Origin of the sequence: Streptomyces sp. NPDC127117, assembly GCF_042677325.1 — a bacterium.
GTDB lineage: Bacteria > Actinomycetota > Actinomycetes > Streptomycetales > Streptomycetaceae > Streptomyces.
In genome coordinates this window covers 205,520-228,594 of the sequence record NZ_JBHXTM010000004.1, presented here as the reverse complement: position 1 = coordinate 228,594, position 23,075 = coordinate 205,520, and the positions used below count along the sequence as shown (strand labels likewise).

At 70.1% G+C, this 23,075-nt stretch carries 20 protein-coding genes; 9 read left to right on the top strand and 11 right to left on the bottom strand.

Annotated features, from left to right (window positions below; translation table 11 throughout):
- Positions 1 to 37: 37 nt before the first annotated feature.
- Positions 38 to 577, bottom strand: a complete 540-nt coding sequence (locus ACFVH0_RS06015; protein ID WP_385818255.1) for a GNAT family N-acetyltransferase — start codon at positions 575 to 577, stop codon at positions 38 to 40.
- A gap of 147 nt (positions 578 to 724) precedes the next feature.
- Here ACFVH0_RS06015 and ACFVH0_RS06010 point away from each other — a divergent pair, with 147 nt between their 5' ends.
- Positions 725 to 1,723 carry an RNA polymerase sigma factor RpoD/SigA gene (locus tag ACFVH0_RS06010; protein ID WP_385818254.1) on the top strand — a complete coding sequence of 333 codons (999 nt, stop codon included), beginning with the start codon at positions 725 to 727 and terminating at the stop codon, positions 1,721 to 1,723.
- A 122-nt stretch (positions 1,724 to 1,845) separates the two neighbouring features.
- Here the strand turns inward: ACFVH0_RS06010 and ACFVH0_RS06005 are convergent, their stop codons facing one another.
- The gene (locus ACFVH0_RS06005; RefSeq protein ID WP_385818253.1) at positions 1,846 to 2,808 is read right to left on the bottom strand and encodes a helix-turn-helix transcriptional regulator; all 963 of its coding nucleotides are present in this window, start codon (positions 2,806 to 2,808) and stop codon (positions 1,846 to 1,848) included.
- 141 nt (positions 2,809 to 2,949) lie between these two features.
- On the opposite strand from ACFVH0_RS06005, the gene ACFVH0_RS06000 reads away from it, so the two are divergent.
- Entirely contained in the window at positions 2,950 to 4,563 is a 1,614-nt protein-coding gene (locus tag ACFVH0_RS06000; RefSeq protein WP_385818252.1) for an MFS transporter, read from the top strand.
- A gap of 99 nt (positions 4,564 to 4,662) precedes the next feature.
- Here the strand turns inward: ACFVH0_RS06000 and ACFVH0_RS05995 are convergent, their stop codons facing one another.
- The 3 genes from ACFVH0_RS05995 to ACFVH0_RS05985 form a co-directional block, all read right to left on the bottom strand.
- Positions 4,663 to 5,433 carry a DUF6227 family protein gene (locus tag ACFVH0_RS05995; protein ID WP_385818251.1) on the bottom strand — a complete coding sequence of 257 codons (771 nt, stop codon included), beginning with the start codon at positions 5,431 to 5,433 and terminating at the stop codon, positions 4,663 to 4,665.
- A 134-nt stretch (positions 5,434 to 5,567) separates the two neighbouring features.
- Positions 5,568 to 6,659, bottom strand: coding sequence for a P1 family peptidase (locus ACFVH0_RS05990; protein ID WP_385818316.1), 1,092 nt, complete (start codon positions 6,657 to 6,659; stop codon positions 5,568 to 5,570).
- Positions 6,660 to 6,797: 138 nt separating this feature from the next.
- On the bottom strand, positions 6,798 to 7,961 hold the full coding sequence (locus ACFVH0_RS05985) for a low temperature requirement protein A (RefSeq protein WP_385818250.1): 1,164 nt from the start codon (positions 7,959 to 7,961) through the stop codon (positions 6,798 to 6,800).
- A gap of 125 nt (positions 7,962 to 8,086) precedes the next feature.
- Between ACFVH0_RS05985 and ACFVH0_RS05980 the strand changes: the two genes are divergently transcribed.
- From ACFVH0_RS05980 to ACFVH0_RS05955, 6 genes are read left to right on the top strand one after another with little or no spacing between them, the layout of a single operon-like run.
- The gene (locus ACFVH0_RS05980) at positions 8,087 to 9,325 is read left to right on the top strand and encodes an MFS transporter (protein WP_385818249.1); all 1,239 of its coding nucleotides are present in this window, start codon (positions 8,087 to 8,089) and stop codon (positions 9,323 to 9,325) included.
- Positions 9,325 to 11,649, top strand: coding sequence for a molybdopterin oxidoreductase family protein (locus ACFVH0_RS05975; RefSeq protein ID WP_385818248.1), 2,325 nt, complete (start codon positions 9,325 to 9,327; stop codon positions 11,647 to 11,649). The genes ACFVH0_RS05980 and ACFVH0_RS05975 overlap by 1 nt, the downstream gene beginning before the upstream one ends.
- Positions 11,650 to 11,656: 7 nt before the next feature.
- Positions 11,657 to 12,259 (top strand): 4Fe-4S dicluster domain-containing protein, encoded by a 603-nt coding sequence (locus tag ACFVH0_RS05970; protein ID WP_385818247.1) that lies wholly within the window; start codon positions 11,657 to 11,659, stop codon positions 12,257 to 12,259.
- On the top strand, positions 12,256 to 13,005 hold the full coding sequence (locus ACFVH0_RS05965) for a Rieske (2Fe-2S) protein (RefSeq protein WP_385818246.1): 750 nt from the start codon (positions 12,256 to 12,258) through the stop codon (positions 13,003 to 13,005). The genes ACFVH0_RS05970 and ACFVH0_RS05965 overlap by 4 nt, the downstream gene beginning before the upstream one ends.
- A complete protein-coding gene (locus ACFVH0_RS05960; RefSeq protein WP_385818245.1) occupies positions 13,002 to 13,379 on the top strand; it encodes a hypothetical protein in 378 nt (125 codons plus the stop codon). Before ACFVH0_RS05965 ends, ACFVH0_RS05960 begins: the two co-directional genes overlap by 4 nt.
- Positions 13,380 to 13,400: 21 nt before the next feature.
- Positions 13,401 to 13,610: a hypothetical protein gene (locus tag ACFVH0_RS05955; protein WP_385818244.1), complete on the top strand. Its 210-nt coding sequence runs from the start codon at positions 13,401 to 13,403 to the stop codon at positions 13,608 to 13,610.
- Between the two features lie 58 nt (positions 13,611 to 13,668).
- On the opposite strand, the gene ACFVH0_RS05950 is transcribed toward ACFVH0_RS05955, so the two are convergent.
- The 6 genes from ACFVH0_RS05950 to ACFVH0_RS05925 form a co-directional block, all read right to left on the bottom strand.
- On the bottom strand, positions 13,669 to 14,175 hold the full coding sequence (locus ACFVH0_RS05950) for an MscL family protein (protein WP_385818243.1): 507 nt from the start codon (positions 14,173 to 14,175) through the stop codon (positions 13,669 to 13,671).
- A 123-nt stretch (positions 14,176 to 14,298) separates the two neighbouring features.
- A complete protein-coding gene (locus ACFVH0_RS05945; protein ID WP_385818242.1) occupies positions 14,299 to 14,862 on the bottom strand; it encodes a hypothetical protein in 564 nt (187 codons plus the stop codon).
- Between the two features lie 333 nt (positions 14,863 to 15,195).
- Positions 15,196 to 16,029 (bottom strand): S-methyl-5'-thioadenosine phosphorylase, encoded by an 834-nt coding sequence (locus tag ACFVH0_RS05940; protein WP_385818241.1) that lies wholly within the window; start codon positions 16,027 to 16,029, stop codon positions 15,196 to 15,198.
- Positions 16,030 to 16,174: 145 nt separating this feature from the next.
- Complete coding sequence (locus ACFVH0_RS05935) at positions 16,175 to 16,531, bottom strand: FmdB family zinc ribbon protein (RefSeq protein ID WP_385818240.1); 357 nt, start codon at positions 16,529 to 16,531, stop codon at positions 16,175 to 16,177.
- Positions 16,532 to 16,597: 66 nt separating this feature from the next.
- Entirely contained in the window at positions 16,598 to 17,881 is a 1,284-nt protein-coding gene (locus ACFVH0_RS05930) for an MFS transporter (RefSeq protein WP_385818239.1), read from the bottom strand.
- A 426-nt stretch (positions 17,882 to 18,307) separates the two neighbouring features.
- Positions 18,308 to 19,945 carry a potassium/proton antiporter gene (locus ACFVH0_RS05925; RefSeq protein WP_385818238.1) on the bottom strand — a complete coding sequence of 546 codons (1,638 nt, stop codon included), beginning with the start codon at positions 19,943 to 19,945 and terminating at the stop codon, positions 18,308 to 18,310.
- A gap of 351 nt (positions 19,946 to 20,296) precedes the next feature.
- On the opposite strand from ACFVH0_RS05925, the gene ACFVH0_RS05920 reads away from it, so the two are divergent.
- Positions 20,297 to 23,056 (top strand): penicillin acylase family protein, encoded by a 2,760-nt coding sequence (locus tag ACFVH0_RS05920; protein WP_385818237.1) that lies wholly within the window; start codon positions 20,297 to 20,299, stop codon positions 23,054 to 23,056.
- Positions 23,057 to 23,075 lie beyond the last annotated feature (19 nt).

Sequence of the window (23,075 nt, the reverse complement as noted above, 5' to 3'; positions counted from 1 at the left end):
TAACGGACCGTGGAACCAGAACGGGACCGGACGGGACCTAGGACTGCGGCCCCAGGCGCCGCTCGTACCAGGCCACGTCCCAGTACGTGCCGAACTTCCGGCCCACTTCGGCGTACGTACCGACATGGCGGAAACCGAAGCGCTCGTGCAGCCGGACGGAGGCGTCGTTGGGCTGGGTCACGCCCGCGTACGCGCGGTGCAGGTCCTCGCCGGCGAGCGCCTCGAACAGGGCCGTGTAGAGGAGCGTGCCGACGCCGCGACCGGTGAACCACGGAGCGCAGTACACGCTCACCTCGACCGAGGTCCCGTATGCCGCCTTGGGGCGGAAAGCGCTGCTGGTGGCGTATCCCAGGATCGAGACGGGGCCGACAAGCCGGACATCCCGAGCAACCAGAAGACGGTGCGGGCCGTCTTCAGGGTGGGAACGCAACCACGGCAGCCGCTGTTGGGGAGTGAAGGGGGTCGTGTCGAATGTGACCGTGGTCTCACGCACGTAATGGTTGTAGATGTCCGTGAGTGCCACCAGATCACCCTCGATGCCCGGCCTGACCTGCACTTCTGTCCGGCTCACCCGCATGCGCACCCCCTCGTGGCGGCACAGGGTACTGCATGATCGCGAAAATGAATGCCAGGCGTGGGAATTCTGTCCGGATTCCAGTCGTTGTTTCCATCGGATGCAGGGCACCCGGAAGGGTGTCGCGACCTACTCAGCAAGGGAGCACGCATGGCAACCCGTGCCGTCGCCCGTCGTTCGTCCACCACCGGTGGGAGCAGCCGGGCAAGCAGCGTTCGCGCCGCGGGCGGGGAGATCGCCGATCGCGACCTGGTCGGCATGTACCTGGACGAGATCGCGCGTACGCCGCTGCTCGACGCCGCGAAGGAGGTCGAGCTGTCGCAGACCGTCGAGGCGGGTGTCTACGCCCGGCAGATACTCGACGGCTCGGTGGACAGCAAGGCCGGCGGAGCCACGCGCGAGGAGCTGGAGGCGCTGGTCGCCGAGGGCGAGCGCGCCAAGGACGTATTCATCCGTTCCAACCTCCGCCTCGTCGTTGCCGTCGCCCGCCGCTATCCGCGGGCCGGGCTGCCCCTGCTCGACCTGATCCAGGAGGGCAACGCGGGCCTGGTGCGCGCGGTCGAGAAGTTCGACTACGCCAAGGGCTTCAAGTTCTCCACGTACGCGACATGGTGGATCCGTCAGGCCATCACCCGCTCCATAGCCGACCAGTCCCGTACGATCCGGCTCCCCGTCCACCTGGTGGAGGAGCTCGGCCGGATCCGCCGGGTGCAGCGCGAGTTCAACCGTGAGCACGGCCGCGAGCCGGAGCACACGGAGATAGCGGCCGAGCTGGACTCCACGCCGGAGCGCGTCGGTGACGTGCTGGACTGGGCGCGTGACCCGGTCAGCCTCAACATGTCCGTGGACGACGAGGGCGAGACCCAGTTCGGCGATCTGCTGGAGGACACCTCCGCGGTGTCGCCCGAGCAGTCGGTGATGACGCTGCTGCGCAGCGAGGAGCTTGAGGGCCTGATCGGCAAGCTCGACAACCGCACGGCCTCCATCATCCGTATGAGGTACGGCATCGAGGACGGCCGCGAGCGGACCCTCACCGAGGTGGGCAAGCAGCATGGCCTCACCCGCGAGCGGATCCGGCAGATCGAGAAGCACGCCCTGCTGGAACTGAAGCGAATGGCCCACGACACGGGTTTTGACGCTGCGGCGTGAGCCTTCGTCCAGTAACCTCCGAAATAGGTCGCTTCGTGTGACCCCCAGAGCTGAGTCCCGGCGCCCACCCCCCCCTGGCGCCGGGGCTCATTCTTTTGTCCCGGTGCCGGAGGGCGCCGGGGTCAGGGCGTCGCGGCGCGGGTCAGGCGGGCGCCCAGATCGCTCAGGTACTCCACCATCTGCGGCGGGCCGTGCACGGTGAAGTCGCAGTCAACCAGCGCCAGCCGGAGCGCCACCCACTCCAGCGAGTCCGCGAGCACCGCCCGCAGCCGGCAGGTGTTCTCGCCGGTCCGCTCCAACGGGCCGATCGCGGCCGGCAGCCGCGCGGACACGAAATCCGCCGGTGCCGCGAAGCTCACGTCGACCGCCAGTTCCGGCTGCCGACGGGCGATGGAACCGGCGAGGAACTTCGCCGCGTCCCCCGTGGGCAGCGCGCGCGGAGCGAACCGGGCCCCGGTGGCGAACGGCTCGCTCACCCGGTCGACCCGGAACGTACGCCAGTCCTCGCGCCCCAGGTCGTACGCGACGAGGTACCAGCGCCACCCCGTGCTCACCAGCCGGTACGGCTCGGCCTCGCGCTTCGACTCGGCTCCGTCGCCCGCCCGGTACGCGAACCGCAGCCGCTCCTGGCCGGTGATCGCGGACGCCATCACGGTCAGCGTCCGTGGGTCGATGGTCGAGCCGTCGCCCCGGGTCAGTGGCATCGTCGCGTTCTGCAGCGTCGAGACCCGGTGGCGCAGCCGGGACGGCAGCACCTGCTCCAGCTTCGCCAGAGCCCGCACCGACGCCTCGTCCACCCCCTCGATGGCGTGCCCGGCTCCCGCTCGCAGGCCCACCGCGATGGCCACCGCCTCCTCGTCGTCGAGGAGCAGCGGCGGCATCGCGGTGCCCGCGACCAGCCGGTAGCCGCCGACGGAGCCGCGCGAGGCCTCGACCGGATAGCCGAGCTCGCGGAGCCGGTCGATGTCCCGGCGGATGGTGCGCGGGCTGACGTCGAGCCGCTCGGCGAGCTCGCTGCCCGGCCACTCGCGGGGCGTCTGGAGGAGCGAGAGCAGATTCAGCAGTCGTGCCGGGGTGTCGGTCATGGGGTCAGCCTTCTGCCTGGGTGCCGGTCCACTGCCTGGATGTGTGGGGCGTCCGTCGTCCCGTGCGGGGTGTCGGTCGTCTCATCAGGATGCCCATCCATTGGGTCATGAGCTGACCTAATGGCTGTTTAGTTTCTTCATATGACTTCTTCCGCACCTCTGTCGTCCACGGCATCCGGGCCCACGGTGTCCTCGGACCCGTCGGACCGGCGACGCTGGTTCGCACTCGCCATCGTCATGACCGCGGCCTTCATGGACCTGGTCGACGTCACGATCGTCAACATCGCCATCCCGAGCATCCAGGAGGACACCGGCGCCTCGTTCAGCTCGATCCAGTGGATCACCGCCGGTTATGCCCTGGCCTTCGCGGCCGGTCTGATCACCGGCGGCCGGCTGGGCGACATCTACGGCCGCAAGCGGCTGTTCCTCATCGGCATCGGCGGCTTCACCCTGGCCTCCGCGCTCTGCGGCTTCGCCGTGAACCCGGAGATGCTGGTCGCCTCCCGCATCCTCCAGGGCGGCACCGCCGCGCTGATGGTTCCGCAGGTGCTGTCGATCGTGCACGCCACCTTCCCGGCCCACGAGCGCGGCAAGGTCTTCGGCCTCTTCGGCGCGATCGTCGGCCTCGGCGCCGTCTCCGGCCCGCTGCTGGGCGCCCTGCTCACCGAGTGGAACATCGCCGGTCTCGAATGGCGGCCGATCTTCCTGATCAACCTGCCCGTCGGCATCGCAGGACTGCTGCTCGGCCGGAAGTTCATCACCGAGTCCAAGGCTCCGAAGGCGCTCCGGCTCGACCTGATCGGCGTCGTCCTGGTGACACTGGGGATGCTGATGCTGATCTACCCGCTGACCCGCGGGCGCGAGCTGGGCTGGCCGGTGTGGGGCTATGTGTCGATGGCCGGCAGCCTGCTGGTGTTCCTGGCCCTGGTGGTGTTCGAGCGGTCGAAGGCGCGCAAGGACGGCTCGCCGCTGGTCGAGCTGTCGCTGTTCCAGGTCAAGAGCTTCGCGGCGGGCATCGCGGTGCAGCTGACCTTCGGCATCGGTCTCGGCATCTTCTTCCTGGTCTGGACGCTCTACATGCAGATGGGCCTCGGCTGGAGCGCGCTCCGGGCCGGCACGACCGGTGTGCCGTTCTCGATCGCCGTCTCGTTCGCCGCCGGGATCTCCGTACAGAAGCTGGTGCCCCGGTTCGGCCGCAAGGTTCTCCAGGCCGGTGCGCTGCTGATGGTCGCCGGACTGCTGATCTACATCTGGGAGTCCGACCGGTACGGCATGGGCATCACGTCCTGGCAGATGATCCTGCCGCTGGTGGTCATGGGCACAGGCATGGGCCTGATCGTGGCGCCGCTGACGGACATGGTGCTCTCCGAGGTGCCGAAGGAACACTCCGGTTCGGCCTCCGGACTGATCAACACCGTGCAGCAGATGGGCAACGCGCTCGGCCTCGGGCTGGTCGCGGTCGTCTTCTTCGGCTCGATCGACGACCGGCTGGCACCGCCGCAGGTGGGCCCGGCGTTCGCGGAGGCGTTCCGGCACTCGCTGTGGTGGGTGGCCGGGGTGCTCGCGGTGATCTTCCTGGTGATGTTCGCGCTGCCCGCGCGGCCGCAGCGGCAGCCGGAGGGCGGCGACGAGGCCGGTGACGCGGGCGGTGACGCGGGCGTGGAGACGGCGGGGGCCGACGCCGGGAACGCGGTCGTGGACGAGGCCGGGGCGAGCGGCTCCGACATCGCGAAGTCGCCCGCCCTGACCTCCTGATCGGCCGCTTCCGGTTTGCCGGGAACGCAGGTGCCCGCACCCCTCGGGGTGCGGGCATCCGTGCGTGTGCGCCGCTGCCCGCGTCGGCCTTTCCCGGAGTCAGCAGATGCGTGTGCGGCTCTCCATGGCCCCGCGTGCGGTTTGCTCGTCGCCGTAGACCTCGCACATGTGGCGGCCGTCCGGCGTGGCCGTGTGCTCGACCTCCCACAGGCTCGTCTCGCTGCCGTCCAGAAGCAGGAAGGCGTGCTCGTAGAGGGTGAATCCGGCGTCCCGCCCGTCCACCTGGCACTGCCGGCCGAAGACCTGGGTGATGTGGTGGGCGAAGGCGGCACGCAGCAGCCGGGCGGTCTCCTCGCCGGGGCCGTCGCTGTTCTCCGCGCGGCGCAGGACGCGGCGGGCGTGGTCGGCGGAGTTGTCCGGGGCGTACATCCGGGGCAGCGGGGCCGGGGGAGCCGCCATCAGGACCGTGAGTATTTCCAGGTCGGCCTGCGGCCCGTCGTCCCCGAACACCGGGACCTCACCGAAACTTCCGGTCAGCCTGGCGGCGGCGACATGGGCATCGGCCTCGTCGTCGTACAGCTCGTGGTGCCTGAGGTCGGGCTCCGTGCGGGACCGCGGGCCGGCCGCGCTCCGCGGGCCTCCGTGCACCAGCTCCCAGAGGGAGAGCGCGGTGCCGTCGGACAGCAGATACGTGTGCCGGTAGGTCTCGCGGTGGAGCACGGAACTGTGGTGCGAGGAGTGCAGGGAACTGCTGTGGGCGAGCGCGGTACCGAGTCTCTCGACCGTGCTGTCGGGCAGGTCGAAAGAGTTGAGTGCCCGTCGCAGGAGTCGCTCGAGGTGCTGCTCGGTTGTCTCGTACGGATCGCTCAAGGTGCTGTCTCCAGGCCGTTGCCGCGTGTTACTTGCTGCGTGCATAACGTAGTCCCTGGGTCCGACATCGTGACCGGGGTTCAGGAAAACGTATGGCGCACGCAGATGGTTCCTGGTGGTTCGTCCGAACTTCCTTACCCCGCAGGCGAGTCGGGCTCCGGGGCGCTGCCCGCCGAGGGCCTCGGGGCGGGCGGTGGTATGTCGTAGAGATCGCCGTACGAGGGGTAGCGGCCACCGCCGGGGCGGCCGTCGACGCTCCGAGCTGCGCGTACGGCCTTCACGATGGCGCGCGCGAGCACATCCGCGCCGGCCGCCAGCAGGTCGTTGAGGGCGATCGGATTTTGCGGATCCAGCGGCCGCTCGCCGGTGGCCAGCGCGAAAACGGTGTCCCCGTCGGTGAGCAGATGTACGGGACGGACGGCGCGCGCCAGCCCGTCGTGCGCCGTACCCGCGAGCTTCTGCGCCTGGGCCCGGGTGAGGTCGGCGTCCGTGGCGACGACGGCGAGCGTGGTGTTGAGCGGGGGCCGTGCGTCGGCGTCCCGCACCTCGGCGAGCCGCTGCTCCGCCGCACGGACGGCCTCGGGCGCCGGGTACACCGGCGGTTCGGCGGCGCCGTACTCCCCGTACGGCACCCCGGTACGCGGATCGACCACCGAGCCCGCCGCGTTCACCACGACGAGCGCGCCCACCGTGATCCCGGAGGGCAGCCGCAGGCTCGCCGTGCCCACGCCGCCCTTGAGCTGCCCGGCGACCGCGCCCGTACCGGCGCCCACGTTCCCCTCGGCGACCGGCGCCCCCGGGCCGGTGGCCGCCGCGTCCTCCACTGCCGCACGGCCCGTCGAGGCGTCGGGGCGGGCCCGCCAGTCGCCGCCCCGCCCCAGGTCGAAGACGCACGCGGCGGGGACCACCGGCACCACCTGCGCCGGATCGGGGCCGACCCGCACCCCGCGCCCCTGCTCCTCCAGCCAGGCCATCACCCCGGACGCCGCGTCCAGGCCGTAGGCGCTGCCGCCCGTGAGGACGACGGCATCGATGCGCTGCACCAGATTGCGCGGATCGAGCGCGTCCGTCTCCCGGGTGCCGGGACCGCCACCGCGTACGTCGACGGCCGCGACCGCACCGCCCTCGGGGGCGAGGACGACAGTGGTGCCGCTCAGCGCGCCCTCGCCCGGCACCTGCGCATGGCCGACGCGCAGCCCCGCGACATCGGTCAGCGCGTCGAGCAGCCCGGCGGAAGGTGCTGTCGGCTTCCGGGGCTTCTTCCCGGGCTTCCCGGGCTTCCGGGGTTCTTCCGTCACTGCGTGCTCCTCACCGAGTGCTCCTCACCACGCGCTTCTCGCCGAGTGCTGCTCACCTCGCGCCTCTCACCGGGTGGGCCGCTGGATGGGCCGCCGGGACAGCATCACCTCCACGGCCACGGCGGCCGAGGCGGCCAGACCGGCCGCGAACACCGCCCACCCGCCGGCGAACGTGCAGGCCAGGATGGCCAGCGCGGCCACTGGGAGGGCCAGTTGCTCCGCGAGGTCGCGCTTGAAGTGGCGGGCGTGCAGCGTCCACACCGTCAGCAGGAAGAGTGCGGAGGGAATGGTCACCGCGGCGGCGGCCACCGTGTCCGAGACATGTGCCTTGCCCACGGCGTGCTCCACCGCCACCTCGATGCCCGCGCCGATGGCAGCCGCGGAACCGAGGATCAGGTAGTGCCCGTATCCCCAGATGAACGCTTCCCTGCTGCGGCGCAGGTAGTCATGGATCGGCACGTCGAAATAGATCCACCAGGCGGAGAAGACGATCAGCAGCCCGCCGGCGGCGATCGGCAGCAGCTCACCGAGTGCTTCGTGCTCGTCCACCGCCTCCTGGACCGCGACCGTGGCCGCCGCGATCGTCTCGCCCAGCACGATGATCGTGAACAGTCCGTACCGCTCGCCGATGTGGTGCGGATGCCAGCTCGTCGAGTGGTCGCGTTCGGCGATCGCGGGAACGGACATCTCCGCGAGGGCGAGCACGACGAAGACGGCGGTACGGACCGGGCCCGAGTCGGCGGGCAGGAACAGCATGGCGATCCAGCCCAGTTGCACCACCGCGATCCCGACGGCGTACCGCAGCGCGACCCGCCGCTCGGCGCCCTCGGTGCAGTGCGCGGCGCGCAGCCACTGGCTGGTCAGCGCGAGCCGCATCACCACGTAACCGATGACGACGATCGTCCAGTCGCCCGCGTCGAAGGCGCGCGGCACCCCGGCGGCCAGGATGAGGACGCCGGTGATCTGGACGAGCGTGACGACGCGGTACAGCGGGTCGTCGGTGTCGTAGGCCGAGGCGAACCAGCTGAAGTTGACCCAGGCCCACCAGATCGCGAAGAAAACGGCCGCGTAGCTGCCGACTCCGGTGAGGGTGTGGCCTTCGGCGACGGCATGTACCAGCCGCGCGCCCGCCTGGGCCACGGCGACGACGAAACACAGGTCGAAGAAGAGTTCCAGCGGGGTCGAGGCGCGATGTTCCTCGGTGCGGCTGCGAGCCATCATTACGGGCATGGGAGCCAGCACACCAGACGGGGAACGGCCACGCTGAACGGGGCATGCCCCGGATGGACGATCGGGCTCACCCGGCCGAGTCGTAAATCAGGACCAGCCGTCAGATACCGCCCTACGGTGACGAGGTGACCGAGCCGCCAGAAGCCTCCGACGCAGCCGCGCAGCCCACCCCCGGCGCACATACCGGCTCCGCCGAGGCGCTCGGCCCCACCGGCCCGGCCGGTCCCACCGGCCCGGCCGGTCCCACCGGCCCGGCCGGTCCCGCTGGTTCTGCCGGTCCCGCTGGTTCTGCTGGTTCTGCCGGAGCGGGGCGGGAGGCCGGCGGCGCGCCGCCCGCCGGGGCCCGCTCCGTCACCGGCCGGGCGACCGCGGCCGGCGTCATCGTCTCCGCCCTCCTGATCCTCGCGATCGTGCTCGGCAGCCGACTGCTGGAGAACTTCGACTCCGCCCTTCTCCCGTACGCGGTCGCCACCGTCTTCCTCGCCTTCGGCGTCGCCTACCGCTACACGGTCTGGGTCTCCGCTCCCGGCGCCCGACGGCTGTTCAACCAGGGGTGGCGGAGCTTCTTCTCGGTGGCCAACTTCCGCAAGGCCCCCACCGCGCTGCCCCGGATGATCGCCACGTACCTGGGCTTCCAGAAATTCCTGGGCGCGCGCTCGCACGCCCGCTGGGCCGCCCACCAGCTGATCTTCTGGGGCTGCATCCTCGCCGCGCTGATCACCTTCCCGCTGACCTGGGGCTGGTTCACCTTCACCTCCGGCACCGGCTCGGGGCCCGGCTACGAGATGCGTATCTGGGGCTTCAAGATCATCGGATTCGACTCCCTGGACTTCCTGGGCTGGCTGATGTTCCACGGCCTGGACATCGCCGCCGTGCTCGTCATCCCCGGCGCCTCGTACTTCCTCTGGCGCCGGATGAAGGACCGCGGTGCTATCACCGGCCAGCGCTTCGCCTATGACCTGGTCCCGCTGATCGCGCTCATCGTCATCTCCGTGACCGGACTGCTGCTCACCTTCTCGTCGATCTTCCTGCATGGCGGCGGCTACGAATTCCTGGCGGTCCTCCACATGGTGTCGGTGGTGTTCACCCTCATCTACATCCCGTTCGGGAAGTTCTTCCACATCGTCCAGCGTCCGGCCGCGGTCGGCATGCAGCTGTTCAAATACACCGCCCGGCAGGACCGGGAGGTCTTCGCCTGCCGCCGCTGCGAGGAGCCCATCGACACCGGGCCCTACGTCGAGAACCTCCGCGGCACCATGCGCGATCTCAGCCTCGACTTCGACGAGTGGGCCGAATACTGCCCGCGCTGCAAGCGGGTGCTGCGTGGCAGTGCCTATCTCTCCCAGGTGAAGAAGGGCTTCTAGTGACCGCGGATCCGCGAGCGGCCGACCCCCGTGCGGTCGTCCCGCTCGACCCCTCTCTCGCCCCGCCCGGCACCCGGGCCTTCCGGGACGCGGGCGGGATCCCCGCCGACCGGTGGCGCGCCGACCAGGACGGCGAGACGCTCGTCCCCACCCACTGCTGCTTCTGCGGGGTGCAGTGCGGGATGTATCTGCGCGTCGACCGCGGCGGCAAGGTCTTCGGCGTCGAACCCCGCAACCACGACATCAACCGGATGCGGCTGTGCCCCAAGGGGATCAACGCGTACCAGCAGGTCAACCACCCCGACCGGCTCACCGCCCCGCTGATGCGCCGCTCCCGTGACGAGGACTTCCGCGAGGTTTCCTGGGACGAGGCGCTGGACTTCACCGTCGCCGAGATCAGGCGGATCCAGCAGAGCTACGGGAACGACGCCTTCGGGCTGCTCGGCGGAGCCAGTCTCTTCTCCGAGAAGACCTATCTGGTCGGCAAATTCGCCCGGGTCGCCCTCAAGTCCCGGCACGTCGACTACAACGGCCGGCTCTGCATGGTCAGCGCCGCGGGCGCCAACAAACTCGCCTTCGGCATCGACCGGGCCGGCAACCCCTTCTCCGACATCCTGCTCACCGACTGCCTGCTGATCGCGGGCTCCAACGTCGGCGAGTGCTTCCCCGTGATGACCCAGTACGTGTGGGGAGCCCGGGACCGCGGTGCGAGCCTGATCGTCGTCGACCCGCGGGAGACCGCGATCGCCCGCACGGCCGACATCCACGTCGCCCTCAAGCCCGGCACCGATTCGGCCTTCTTCAACTCCGTACTGAACGTGGTGATCGAGGAGGGCCTGACCGACGAGACCTACCTCGCCGCCCACGCCACCGGGTGGGAGGAGGTGAAGGCCAAGGTGGCCGAGTACCCGCCGTACCGGGCCGCCGAGATCTGCGGCATCCCCGTCGACCAGATCACCCAGGTCGCCCGCGCCTTCGCCCGTGCCCCCAAGGCCATGGCCTGGCACGCCCGCGGCATCGAGCACCACTCGCAGGGCGTCGAGAACTGCCTCAGCGTGATCAACCTCTGCACCGCCACCGGCCACATCGGCAAACCCGGGGCCGGCTACGGCACCATCACCGGCCAGGGCAACGGGCAGGGCGGCCGTGAGCACGGGCAGAAATCCGACCTCCTGCCCGGCGGCCGCTCGATCATGAACGAGGAGCACCGCAGGCAGATCTGCGAGATCTGGGGCATCGAGGAGTCCGAACTCCCGCCCGCCGGCACCTCGATGATGGAAATGGTCTGGCAGATGCAGCGCCGCGAGATCCGCGGCCTGATCGGCATCTGCAACAACCCCTTCGTCTCCCTCCCCAACTACAAGGTGGTCAAGCAGGGGTACGACGCCACAGAGTTCCACGCTCAATTCGACTTCTTCCTTTCCGAGACCGCCGCCAACGCACATGTCGTCTTCCCTGTCACCACCTGGGCCGAGGACGAAGGGGTGATGGCCAACGCCGAGGCCCGGGTGGTCAAGCACAACAAGGCCCAGGACCCGCCGCCCGGCGTACGCACCGACACCTGGGTGATGTGCGAACTCGCCAAGCGCCTCGGCACCGGCGACAAATTCGCCTTCGCCGACTCCCGCGCCGTCTTCGACGAACTGCGGATCGCCTCCGCCGGCACCGTCAACGACTACTACGGCATCACCTACGAACGGCTGGAGGAGACCGGCGGAATCGCCTGGCCCTGCCCCACCACCGACCATCCCGGCACCCCCCGGCTCTTCGAGGACGGCAGGACCTACCACCCGGACGGCAAGATCCATCTGCAGGTCGTCGAATGGCACCAGCCGATGGACCCGTACGACGACGAACACCCCATGTCGCTCACCACCGGGCGCACCGTCGCCCACTTCCTCTCCGGCAACCAGACCCGCCGCCTGGGCGCCCTGGTGGAACAGACCCCACGCCCCTGGGCCGAGCTCCATCCCTCCCACGGCTTCCGCAACGGCGAACCGGTCCGCGTCGTCACCCGGCGCGGCAGCGAGGTCTTCCCCGCACTGGTCACCGAGGCGATCCGCCCCGACACCGTCTTCATCCCGTACCACTGGCCCGTCCCCACCGCGGCCAACGCGCTCACCATCGACGCCCTCGACCCCCGCTCCAAGATCCCCGAGTACAAGGTGTGCGCCTGCCGCATCGAGCACGCCGACAAGATCGACGACGTCCCCGCACCGCCTGTCGCACCCGGCCAGGTCAGCTACCCGGAGACCCAGGTCTCCCGTACCGACCCGCTGCCGCCCACGGCCCCCCAGGGGCGTGGCACCTCGGAGAGGAGCTGACCGCCCCATGATGGGCAGAACGATCTTCATCGACCCGGGGCGCTGCATCGGCTGCCAGGCCTGCGTCTCCGCCTGCCGGGAGTGCGATTCGCACCGCGGCAAGTCGATGATCCACCTCGACTACACCGACGAGGGCCAGTCCGTGGCCTCCCTTCCCACTGTCTGCATGCACTGCGAGGACCCGGTCGCCCCGTGCGCCGAGGTCTGTCCCGCCGACGCGATCCTGGTGACCGCCGACGGTGTGGTGCAGCAGGCAGACACCACCCGCTGCATCGGCTGTGCCAACTGCGTCAACGCCTGCCCCTTCGGCGTCCCGAAGATCGACCTCCAGGCGAAGCTGCAGATGAAGTGCAACCTCTGCTACGACCGCACCGCCTACGGTCTGGCCCCCATGTGCGCGACCGTCTGCCCGACCGGGGCGCTGTTCTACGGGACCGTCGAGGAGCTCCAGGCGGAGCGCCCCGGCGTCCAGGTCGCCGACACCTTCGCTTTCGGCCGGAGCGAGGTGCGCACCGGCGTCGCCATGGTCGTTCCCGCCGACCGGATGCAGTGGCCGGTGCCCGGCGGCCTTCCCGTCGTCGAGATCAACGGGAAGGACGTCCGCCGATGAGCGTCACCGACCAGTCGCCCTCCGGTGATCCGCGCGAGGCCCTGCACGACCGGATCGCCGCCGACTCCCTCACCACCCGACGCGACTACCTCCGGATCGTGGTGACCGTCTCCGGCGGGCTCGCCGTCGGCGGTCTCGGCGTGGCGGCGGGAATCCTGCCGCGTCACGGCGACCCGGACGACGACAAGACACCCTCGCCGAAGAGGATCGCCGCCCAGCTCCTGCCCGGTGAGTCCGTCGCCTTCCACTACCCGGACGAGGAGGACAAGGCGGTCGCCGTCCGGCTGGATGACGGCACCCTCGTCGGCTACTCCGCGATCTGCACCCATCTCGCCTGTGCCGTGCTCTGGCGCAAGGACCGGGGTTCCGGGGGCGAGCTGTACTGCCCCTGTCACGAAGGCGTCTTCGACGCCCGTACCGGTGAGGTCACCGCCGGGCCGCCGCCGCGTGCGCTGCCCAAGGTGGTGCTCATCGAACAGGCCGACGGCAGCATCTGGGCCATCGGCACGACGCGCTCGGGCGAGAGCGTCGAGCAGGGTCTGTGCCGCCGGCTCCGCGCCGACCGCCCGGACCTCGCCTCCCGCATCGGCTGCCCCGCCGTCAAGGGCGGTGGCGCGGAGGGACCTGCGGCCGAGGCACATGGGACCACCGGAGCCGGGGCCGGAACCAGGGCCGGAACTGGAACCGGGGCCGAGGCCCGGACCGAGGCCCGGACCGAGGCCGAGATCCCTGGCGGGCGGACATGAGTGACGCCCGGCAGTCCGGGAACCCGGAGCCCCCGGAGTACCACCCGGGAAGTGCTCGCCCCGAGCTCAACCGGCCGGTCCACGAGCGCTATCCGCAGATCCGCGCCACCAGCGGCTACGGCGATCCCCGGGTCCGCCACACCGGCCCGGGTCCGGGGGCCGGTACCGACCAGGAGCCCGAGCGGTCCTCGAAACTGACGGCCCGGCTGGCGCTCGCCATGACGGTGGTCATCGGCCAGCTCTGGGGGCTGACCGTCATCATCGACGCATGGATGGAAGGCAACACCGGCACGGCCTGGTGGGGTGCCGGCTTCCTCTGTCTGTCGTTCCTCGTCGTCCTCGGGCTGTGGCTGATCGACCCGGAGGACCGCTGACCGCCGCCGTACCCTTGACGTATGAGCACCGCCCCCGCCCCCGGCCCGCGCGATTCGAAGCCCTCCCCGCCGGACCGGCCGAAACCGAAACCGGCTCTGATCTTCGACGATCCGCTGGACCAGCAGTCCGCGGACGATACGGACCGGGGATGGGGCGAGCGGGCCCCGGCCGGTGACAGCGCCGCCGATCTGGCGCGCTTCCTCGACGAGAAGCCGCCCCACCACATCTGATTCCCCGCTCCGTGGTGGTCCGGCGGCGTTGCCGCCGGTTCTTCCGCCGTGCTGCGCGCTACTGGTCGTGACCCCGACCGGGGGTCTCGCCGGTCTCGCCCGCCGGGCCGCCGCGCTGCGAGACGAGGGCGTCGCGGATCTCCTTCAGCACCTCCAGCTCGCTCACCTCCAGAGTCTCCTGCACCCCTTCCTTCGCGGCCTGCATCGCTGCCCGCTTGGCCAGGTACTTGGCCATGGGCAGGACCATCAGGAAGTACACGACGGCTGCCGTGATCAGGAAGCTGAGAGTGGCGCTGAGCACCGAACCCCACAGGATCCGGATGCCCTCGGTCACCTCGCCCGTCTTCGGGTCCGTGATGCAGGGGCCCTTGAGGCAGGAGCTGTAGCTCTCCAGGTCCTTGGTGCCGAACGCACCGACCAGCGGGTTGATGACGCCCTTGACGATCGAGTTCACGATCTGGGTGAATGCGGCACCGATGACGACGGCGATCGCCAGATCGATCACATTGCCGCGCATCAGGAAGGCTTTGAACCCTTCCAGCAGACTGACCTTTTTCTCGCTCACAGGTGAGCCTTCCTTCGCGTGTGCTGTAGGCGGAGCAAACTCCTCCGCAACTTACGGCAGTACGCGACGAAACCACCCAATTCTCAGGTTTGGGCAGGTGACTTGACCGGTCACCAGTGCGAATCAACATAGGGTCACCGCCAGTTGGGACGAGATGCCCGCGCCGGCCAGTGCGGTGGCCGTCTCCCGGGGAACGGTCAGCACGATCAGCGCACCGTCCTCCGTGGAGCCGCCGGAACCCTCGAAGCCCGCGACGCCGTCCGCCGCGGCGTGCGGCACCTCCGCCACCCGCGCGCCCTTCGCCAGCACCCGGAACCCGGTGCCCGCTCGAGCCTCCCCGGCAGTGATCACGTCGACGTGGTCGCCCGGCCGCAATAAGCGCACCGTCCCCGCGTCCGCGATCCGGATCGGCGCGGACACCAACCGGGCCGGTCGCCGCGCCCGCTCCGGCGCCGCCCCTGCCGTACCACCGGCCCCCGCCCCGTACGCGGCATCGCCGCCCGCTGTGCCGCCACCGCCCAGCCCTGTGGCGGCGAGTGCGGCGGCGGTCAGGGCCAGCCCGGCCGCGAGGGCACGGCGCTGCCGCCACAGGGCCCGCCGCAGGCGGTGCCCACCGCCTCCGCGCACCCGCAGCGGCGCGAACGCGGGCACCCCGCAGGGCAGCGGCGCCGGGGGCGGGGACGGCAACGGCGAAGACGACGTGGGGTACGGGGAAGATGCGGACGACGCGAGCACGGTCGACACCACCTGTCATGAGGGATTCGGACGAACACCCCTCACGATCCACCGCCCGCGGGATTCCCGCAGAAGCCTGTGGACAGCCCCGGAGTTGTGGAAAACTCCGTCACCCGCCGCACGGCGCCCCGTCCGACCGCGTCCCGCCGCACGGCGCCCCGTCCGACCGCGTCCCGCCGCACGACACCCCGTCCGACCGCACCCCGTCCGGCCGCGTCCCGCCGCACGGCGTCCCGTCCGGCCGCGTCCCGCCGCACGGCCCCCGCCGCACGGCGTCCCGCCCCGCTACGGCAGCTCGATCCCCGGCTTGAGTCCGTCCAGTGCGTGCGAGCACGGGCAGTCCCGGTCCGCCTCCGCAGGCAGTGCGGCCACCACGTCGAAGAGGACCGAGCGCAGCCGGTCCACGTTGGCCGCGAACACCTTCAGCACCTCTTCGTGCGAGACGCCCTCGCCGGCCTCCGCGCCCGCGTCCAGGTCCGTCACCAGGGTCGTCGTCGTGTAGCAGAGGCCCAGCTCACGGGCGAGGACGGCCTCCGGGTGACCGGTCATCCCGACCACCGACCAGCCCATCGCCGCATGCCAGCGCGACTCCGCCCGGGTCGAGAAGCGCGGCCCCTCGACGACCACCAGCGTCCCGCCGTCGACCGGATCCCAGTTCTGCGCGCGGGCCGCCGCCAGCGCCGCCTTGCGCCCCTCGGGGCAGTACGGATCGGCGAAGCCCAGGTGCAGGACGTTCGGCTCCGCCCCGTCGGCCCGGATCTCCCCGTCGTAGTACGTCTGCGTACGGGCCTTGGTGCGGTCCACCAACTGGTCGGGGACGAGCAGGGTGCCCGGTCCGTACTCCGGACGAAGGCCGCCCACCGCGCACGGGCCGAGCACCTGTCGTACGCCGACGGAGCGCAGCGCCCACATGTTGGCCCGGTAGTTGATGCGGTGCGGCGGCAGGTGGTGGCCGCGTCCGTGGCGGGGGAGGAAGGCGACCCGGCGGCCGCCGACCTCGCCGAGGAAGAGGGAGTCGCTCGGCGGTCCGTACGGGGTGTCCACGCGCACCTCCGTGACGTCCTCCAGGAAGGAGTACAAGCCCGAGCCGCCGATGACACCGATCTCTGCGTTCACCATGCGATCACAGTAGCGGCGCGCGAGAACGCCGGGATCCCCGCCCTGACACCGGCATCCCGGTCCGGAAACGAGGAATCCCCGCGCGGAAACGCCGGGAGCCCCGCCGAACGGATCGGCGGGGCTCCCGGTGGAAGTGCGGTTCGGCTCAGGCGGCCGACGTGCCGCTCGTCGAAGAAGCGGACGACGAGGACGACGTGGAGGAGGACGAGGAGGACTTCGAGTCGGATCCCGCCGACGCCGACGCCGACGCCGACGACGTCGAAGACGACGAATCGGAACCGGAAGCCTTCGCCGAGGACGAAGCCGGCGTGCTGCTCGACGAGGAGCCGCGGCTGTCGTTCCGGTAGAAACCGGAACCCTTGAAGACGATGCCGACCGCCGAGAACACCTTCTTCAGGCGTCCATCGCAGCTCGGGCACACGGTGAGGGCGTCATCGGTGAACTTCTGCACCGCCTCTAGGCCCTCGCCACATTCGGTGCACTGGTACTGATAGGTCGGCACTTGCTCCTCCTGGCACTCTGTCTCAATGAGTGCTAACGACGCTCCATACTGACGTATTCCGCAGCATCAGTCCACCGTGACCGGCTTCCGGTGACCGACACCACGTGCCACGGTCCGTCCCTGGGCGGCCGGCACAAGCCTGGAACGCAGCGAAACCAGGGTGATCAGCGCCAGTACGGTCCCCACGAGCGGCACCAGGAATCCGGTGCTGGCACCGTGGGCGTCCGCGAGCCGCCCGGCGACCGTCACCGCCGCCGCCTGGCCGAGCGCGACCGAGCCGGTCAGCCAGGTGAACGCCTCGGTCCGGGCGGATCCCGGCACCAGCGCGTCGACCAGCGTGTAGCCGCTGATCAGGGCCGGGGCGATGGAGAGCCCGACCAGAAGTCCGAGCCCGGCCAGCAGCGGCACCGAGTGCACCGCCCACAGTCCGGACGCGGTCAGGGTGAGGGCCGCGTACCCGACGATCAGCCGCCGTCGCGGCCCGCTCTTCCAGGCGATGGCACCGCAGGCGATCCCGGCCAGCATGTTGCCGGCCGCGAAGACGCCGTACAGCAGACCGTTCGCTCCCGGGCGGCCGATCTCCTCGGCGAAGGCGGTCAGCGAGACCTGCATGCCGCCGAAGACCGCGCCGATCCCGAGGAAGGTCACCGCGAGCACCCGCACGCCCGGCACGGACAGGGCCGAGGAGTGTCGCTGGGAGGTGCCGGAATCGGCGTTGCGCACCGCGGGCTGGGTGCGGCGCTGTGCGGCGAAGAGCAGCCCGCCGACCAGGGTCAGCGCGGCCTCCGTGATCAGACCGGCCGCCGGGTGCACGCCGGTGCACAGCGCGGTGGCGAGCACCGGGCCGATGACGAAGGTGAACTCGTCCGTCACCGATTCGAAGGCGGCCGCGGTGGACATCAGCGGCGAGGCCTCGCGGCCCGGCGCCGCACCGAGCACCGCCGCCCAGCGGGCCCGCACCATCGGCCCGACCTGCGGAACGGACGCACCTGTCGGCACGGCGGCGACGAACATCGCCCACAGGGGCGCGTCCGCCAGCGCCAGAGCCGTCAGCACCGAGACGGACGCCGCGTGCACCAGGACGCCGGGCAGCAGCACCGCACGCTGGCCGAAGCGGTCGGCGAGCTTGCCGGTCTGCGGCGCGAACAGGGCCATGGAGACACCGGTCACGGCGGCGACGGCGCCCGCGCTGCCGTACGAGCCGGTGGTGTGCTGGACCAGAAGCACGATGCCGATGGTCAGCATCGCGAAGGGCTGTCGTGCGGCGAAGCCCGGAAGAAGAAATGTCCACGCACCCGGGGTGCGCAGCAACTGCCCGTAACCGGGGCGGTCGGTGACCGTGGACGCCACGGTCCATGCCTTTCTGCCGCCTGGTGGCCGAGCTCCCGCCGGGTGGCCGGCACGGATGCGTGCGGGCCCGTTCGTGCGGGCGCTGCCGAGAGCTGTCCTCTTCGCGCGGAACTGCGGTAGATGCCGGGCGCTCAGCAGAGGCGGAGGACGCCACGACCGCCATACGGTCGCGCCAGCTCTGCATCAGGCAGAGTTGGTCGTTCGGGTTGGTCGATCGAGTTGACCGGCCCCGTGACAGGGTCGATCGGTCCCTTGATGATACAGGCAGGGGCCCTTGCGCACCTGTGATTGTGCGCAAGGACTCCATCGAAGCCTCGGATCGCAAGCAGACGCTTCGGAACCAGTAGCCGGAACCCAATAGCCGGAACCGATAGGCATACGTCTCGGATCGCAAGCCGCCACGGGAAGCACTCGCGGCGCCCGCTCTCAGTGACGGGTCCTCGGACCGCCCGTCTTCGGGCCGCCCGTCTTCGGGCCGTCCGCCTTTGAGCCGCCCGTCTTCGGATCGCCGGCCTTCCCCAGCCGTTTCACTGCCTTCAGCGCATGTGACACGTCGTGCACCACATCGTGTGCCGCATCGTGTGCCGCATGCAGCCCCGCATGGCCCGCGCCCCCGGGGCCGCCGCCGTCTCTTCCGCCGGTCCCCAGCCAGCCCGCGAGCTTGCCGTTCTGGCCGACCGCGTGCAGCCGTTCCTCCGCCGCGTCGCGCACCGGATCGGTGGCGACCACCAGCAGCTCGTCGCCGCGCCGCAGCACGGTGGAGGGCGCCGGTACGAAGCTCTTGCCGTCCCGTACGACGAGGGTGACGGCGGCCCCGGCGGGCAGCCGCAGCTCCCCGACCTCCACGCCGTGCATCTTCGACCGGCCCGGGATCGCGACCGACAGCAGATGACCGCGCAGCCGCTCCAGCGGCGCCGACTCGATGCCCAGGTCGGCGGCCTCGGCCGGATCGTCGGCGATCTTCAGCGCCTTCGCCAGCCAGGGCAGGGTCGGGCCCTGGATGAGGGTGTAGACGACGACCAGCACGAAGACGATGTTGAAGACCCGGGTGGAGCCCTCGACCCCGGCGACCATCGGGATGGTCGCCAGGATGATGGGCACGGCACCGCGCAGCCCCGCCCAGGACATGAGTGCCTTCTCCTGCCAGGGCAGCCGGAACGGCGCCAGCGAGATGAAGACCTCCAGTGGACGTGCCACCACGGTCAGCACCAGTCCCACGATGACCGCGGGCCAGAAGTCGTCGAGCAGGTCGTGCGGCGTGACCAGGAGACCGAGCAGCACGAACATGCCGATCTGTGCCAGCCAGCCCAGTCCGTCGGCGAAGCCGCGGGTGGCGGGCCAGTGCGGCAGCTTGGCGTTGCCGAGGATCATCGCGGCCAGATACACGGCGAGGAAGCCACTGCCGTGGACCAGGGCGCCCGCCGCGTACGCGGACACCGCGATGGCCATCACGGCGATCGGGTAGAGGCCGGACGCGGGCAGCGCCACATGACGCAGCCCGTACGAACCGAGCCAGCCGACGGCGATGCCCATGGCCGCGCCGATGGCGAGCTCAAGGGCTATCTCGCCGATGAGCACGTACCAGCTGTCCACCGCTCCCGTGGTCGAGAAGGCGACCACCAGGATCACCACGGGGGCGTCGTTGAAGCCGGACTCGGCCTCCAGCACACCGGTGACCCGGGCCGGCAGCGGCACCTTGCGCAGTACGGAGAAGACCGCGGCGGCGTCCGTCGACGAGACGACCGCGCCGATGATCAGCGCCTGCCGCCAGTCCAGGCCGACCAGGTAGTGCGCCCCGGCCGCCGTGACGCCCACGCTGACCGCGACGCCGACCAGCGAGAGCATCACCGCGGCCGGCAACGCCGGTTTGATCTCTTTCCACTTCGTGCCGAGGCCGCCCTCGGCGAGGATCACGACCAGTGCGGCGTAGCCGATGACCTGGGTCAGTTCCGCGTTGTCGAACTTGACGTCGAAGAAGCCGTCCTGCCCTATGGCGATCCCGATGCCGAGGTACAGGAGCAGGCTGGGGAGCCCGCTGCGCGAGGAGATACGCACCGCCGCCACCGCGACGAGCAGTACGAGTGAGCAGACGAGCAGGAGTTCGTTGAGCGTGTGGACAGACAGTGGCCGTTCCTTCCCTGCGTACGCCTGCCGAGTCGAACGAATCGATCTGATCGGACGGTTCGATCTGATCGGGCGGCCCGATCGGTTCGACCGGATCGACCCTCGGCATCGGCCGTTGGCGGCCGGTACTTCGTTACCTTACCTAATCTTTAACGCTTTCTTGATGCCTTCGAGCGTCCGTGCGATCGCTACGCATTTCGAATCATCCCGATACCGCGTCAGAGCCGTCCCGGCGCTGCGCCTATGGTTGCTCCTGCACTCCCAGGACCACCTGCCCCTCGAAGGACAGCGATGCCCGCCAACACAACCGCCTCTTCCGGTTCCACCGGCGCCACTGGTTCCGCCGGTGCGAAGACCGGCAGGAAGAAGGGGCGACGTGCCCGCCTGATCGTGATCGTTCTGGTGCTGGCGCTCGTCGCGGGTATCGGATACGGGGCGTTCTGGTCCGTATCCACCGTGCGGGCCTCGTACCCGCAGACGACGGGGTCGACGAAGCTCGACGGCCTCGACGGGAACGTGGACGTCAAACGCGACAGTTACGGAATCCCGCAGCTGTACGCCGACACGGACGCCGACCTCTTCCGCGCCCAGGGCTTCGTCCAGGCGCAGGACCGCTTCTGGGAGATGGACGTCCGCCGTCACATGACGGCCGGCCGGCTCTCCGAGATGTTCGGCTCCGGACAGGTCGAGACGGACTCCTTCCTGCGCACGCTGGGCTGGCGCAAGGTCGCGCAGGAGGAGTACGACAACGTCCTGTCCGAGGAGACCAAGAAGAACCTCCAGGCGTACGCGGACGGCGTGAACGCCTACCTCAAGGGGCGTGACGGCAAGGACATCTCCGTCGAGTACGCGGCCCTCGGCTTCACCAACGACTACAAGCCGGCCGAGTGGACCCCGGTCGACTCGGTCGCCTGGCTCAAGGCCATGGCCTGGGACCTGCGCGGCAACATGCAGGACGAGATCGACCGCTCGCTGATGACCAGCAGGCTCGACGCGAAGCAGATCGAGGACCTCTACCCGGCGTACCCGTACGAGAAGCACCGCCCGATCGTCGACCAGGGGGCCGTCTCCCCGGTCACCGGGAAGTTCGACCCGGACGCGACCCCGTCCGACAACATCGGCTCGGACACCGCGCAGGGCGCCACCGAGGGCCTGAACACCCAGCTCTCCTCGCTCTCCGACACCCTCGACCAGATCCCGGCGCTGCTCGGCCCGAACGGCAACGGCATCGGGTCCAACTCCTGGGTGGTCTCGGGCGACTACACGACGACCGGCAAGCCGCTGCTCGCCAACGACCCGCACCTGGCGCCGCAGCTGCCCTCGCTCTGGTACCAGATGGGCCTGCACTGCCGCGAGATCAGCGCGAAGTGCCAGTACGACACCGCGGGCTACACCTTCTCCGGCATGCCCGGCGTGATCATCGGTCACAACCAGGACATCGCCTGGGGCTTCACCAACCTCGGCGCCGACGTCACCGACCTTTTCCTGGAGAAGGTCTCCGACGACGGTTACCTGTACGACGGCAAGGTCAAGCCCTTCACCGTCCGCGACGAGGTCATCAAGGTGGCGGGCGGCAAGGACCGGACGATCACCGTCCGCGAGACCAACAACGGCCCGCTGGTCTCCGACCGCAGCAGTGAGATGGAGAAGGTCGGCCAGAAGGCCCCCGTCACCAACGCGGCCCCGGACCGGGCCGACGGCTACGCGGTCGCCCTGAAGTGGACGGCACTGGAGCCCGGCAAGTCCATGGACGCCGTCTTCGAGCTGAACCGGGCCAAGGACTTCAAGACCTTCCAGGCGGCGGCCGAGCACTTCGAGGTTCCCTCGCAGAACCTGATCTACGCCGACACCAAGGGCAACATCGGCTACCAGGCGCCCGGGAAGATCCCGGTCCGCCTCAAGGGCGACGGCACGATGCCCAGCCCCGGCTGGTCCTCGAAGTACGGCTGGGAGAAGGACCCGATCCCCTTCGACGAGCTGCCCTACGAGTACAACCCGAAGCGCGGCTACATCGTCACCGCCAACCAGGCCGTCATCGACGAGAAGAAGTACCCGCACCTGCTGACCAAGGACTGGGGCTACGGCAGCCGCAGCCAGCGGATCGACGACCTCATCCAGTCGAAGACCAAGGGCGGCGGGAAGATCTCGACCGAAGACATGCAGAAGATGCAGATGGACAACACCAGCGAGATCGCCGCGCTGCTGGTGCCCGAGCTGATGAAGATCAACGTCTCGGACAAGAGCGTCCGCGAGGCGCAGAAGCTCCTGGAGGGCTGGGACTACACCCAGGAGCCCGACTCGGCCGCGGCCGCGTACTTCAACGCGGTCTGGCGCAACATCCTCAAGCTGGCCTTCGGCAACAAGCTGCCCAAGGAGCTGCGGGTCGAGGGTGAGTGCCTCAACGTGCCGAGGGCCGGCGGTTCGGGTCCGGTCGACGAGCAGCGCAGGCTGGTGCGCGAGTGCGGCCAGCGTGCCGCGGACTCCGCCCAGCCCGACGGCGGTGACCGCTGGTACCAGGTGGTCGCCGACCTGATGGACGACCAGAACAGCGACTGGTGGAAGGCGCCGAGGAGCGGCCGGGACGAGCCGACCGAGAACCGCGACCAGCTCTTCGCCCGCGCCATGGAGGACGCCCGCTGGGAGCTGACCGCCAAGCTCGGCAAGGACATCACCACCTGGAGCTGGGGCCGGCTGCACCAGCTGACCCTGAAGAACCAGACCCTCGGCACCGAGGGCCCCGGCCTGCTCCAGCGGGCGCTCAACCGGGGCCCGTGGAACCTGGGCGGCGGCGAGGCCGCGGTGAACGCCACCGGCTGGAACGCGGCGGGCGGCTACGAGGTGGTCTGGGTTCCGTCGATGCGGATGGTGGTCAACGTGGGGGACTGGGACAAGTCCCGCTGGATCAACCTCACCGGCGCCTCCGGGCATGCGTTCAGCGCGCACTACACCGACCAGACCGACAAGTGGGTCAACGGTGAACTGCTCGACTGGTCCTTCGGCACCAACGCCGTCGGCAAGTCGACCACCGACACCCTGACCCTCAAGCCCTGACCCCCAGGCCCTGGGGCGA

Coding starts and splice junctions, on each gene's coding strand:
- ACFVH0_RS06015 (WP_385818255.1), bottom strand. CDS start 577: ATGCGGGTGAGCCGGACAGAAGTGCAGGTCAGGCCGGGCATCGAGGGT.
- ACFVH0_RS06010 (WP_385818254.1), top strand. CDS start 725: ATGGCAACCCGTGCCGTCGCCCGTCGTTCGTCCACCACCGGTGGGAGC.
- ACFVH0_RS06005 (WP_385818253.1), bottom strand. CDS start 2,808: ATGACCGACACCCCGGCACGACTGCTGAATCTGCTCTCGCTCCTCCAG.
- ACFVH0_RS06000 (WP_385818252.1), top strand. CDS start 2,950: ATGACTTCTTCCGCACCTCTGTCGTCCACGGCATCCGGGCCCACGGTG.
- ACFVH0_RS05985 (WP_385818250.1), bottom strand. CDS start 7,961: ATGCCCGTAATGATGGCTCGCAGCCGCACCGAGGAACATCGCGCCTCG.
- ACFVH0_RS05970 (WP_385818247.1), top strand. CDS start 11,657: ATGATGGGCAGAACGATCTTCATCGACCCGGGGCGCTGCATCGGCTGC.
- ACFVH0_RS05965 (WP_385818246.1), top strand. CDS start 12,256: ATGAGCGTCACCGACCAGTCGCCCTCCGGTGATCCGCGCGAGGCCCTG.
- ACFVH0_RS05960 (WP_385818245.1), top strand. CDS start 13,002: ATGAGTGACGCCCGGCAGTCCGGGAACCCGGAGCCCCCGGAGTACCAC.
- ACFVH0_RS05955 (WP_385818244.1), top strand. CDS start 13,401: ATGAGCACCGCCCCCGCCCCCGGCCCGCGCGATTCGAAGCCCTCCCCG.
- ACFVH0_RS05940 (WP_385818241.1), bottom strand. CDS start 16,029: ATGGTGAACGCAGAGATCGGTGTCATCGGCGGCTCGGGCTTGTACTCC.
- ACFVH0_RS05920 (WP_385818237.1), top strand. CDS start 20,297: ATGCCCGCCAACACAACCGCCTCTTCCGGTTCCACCGGCGCCACTGGT.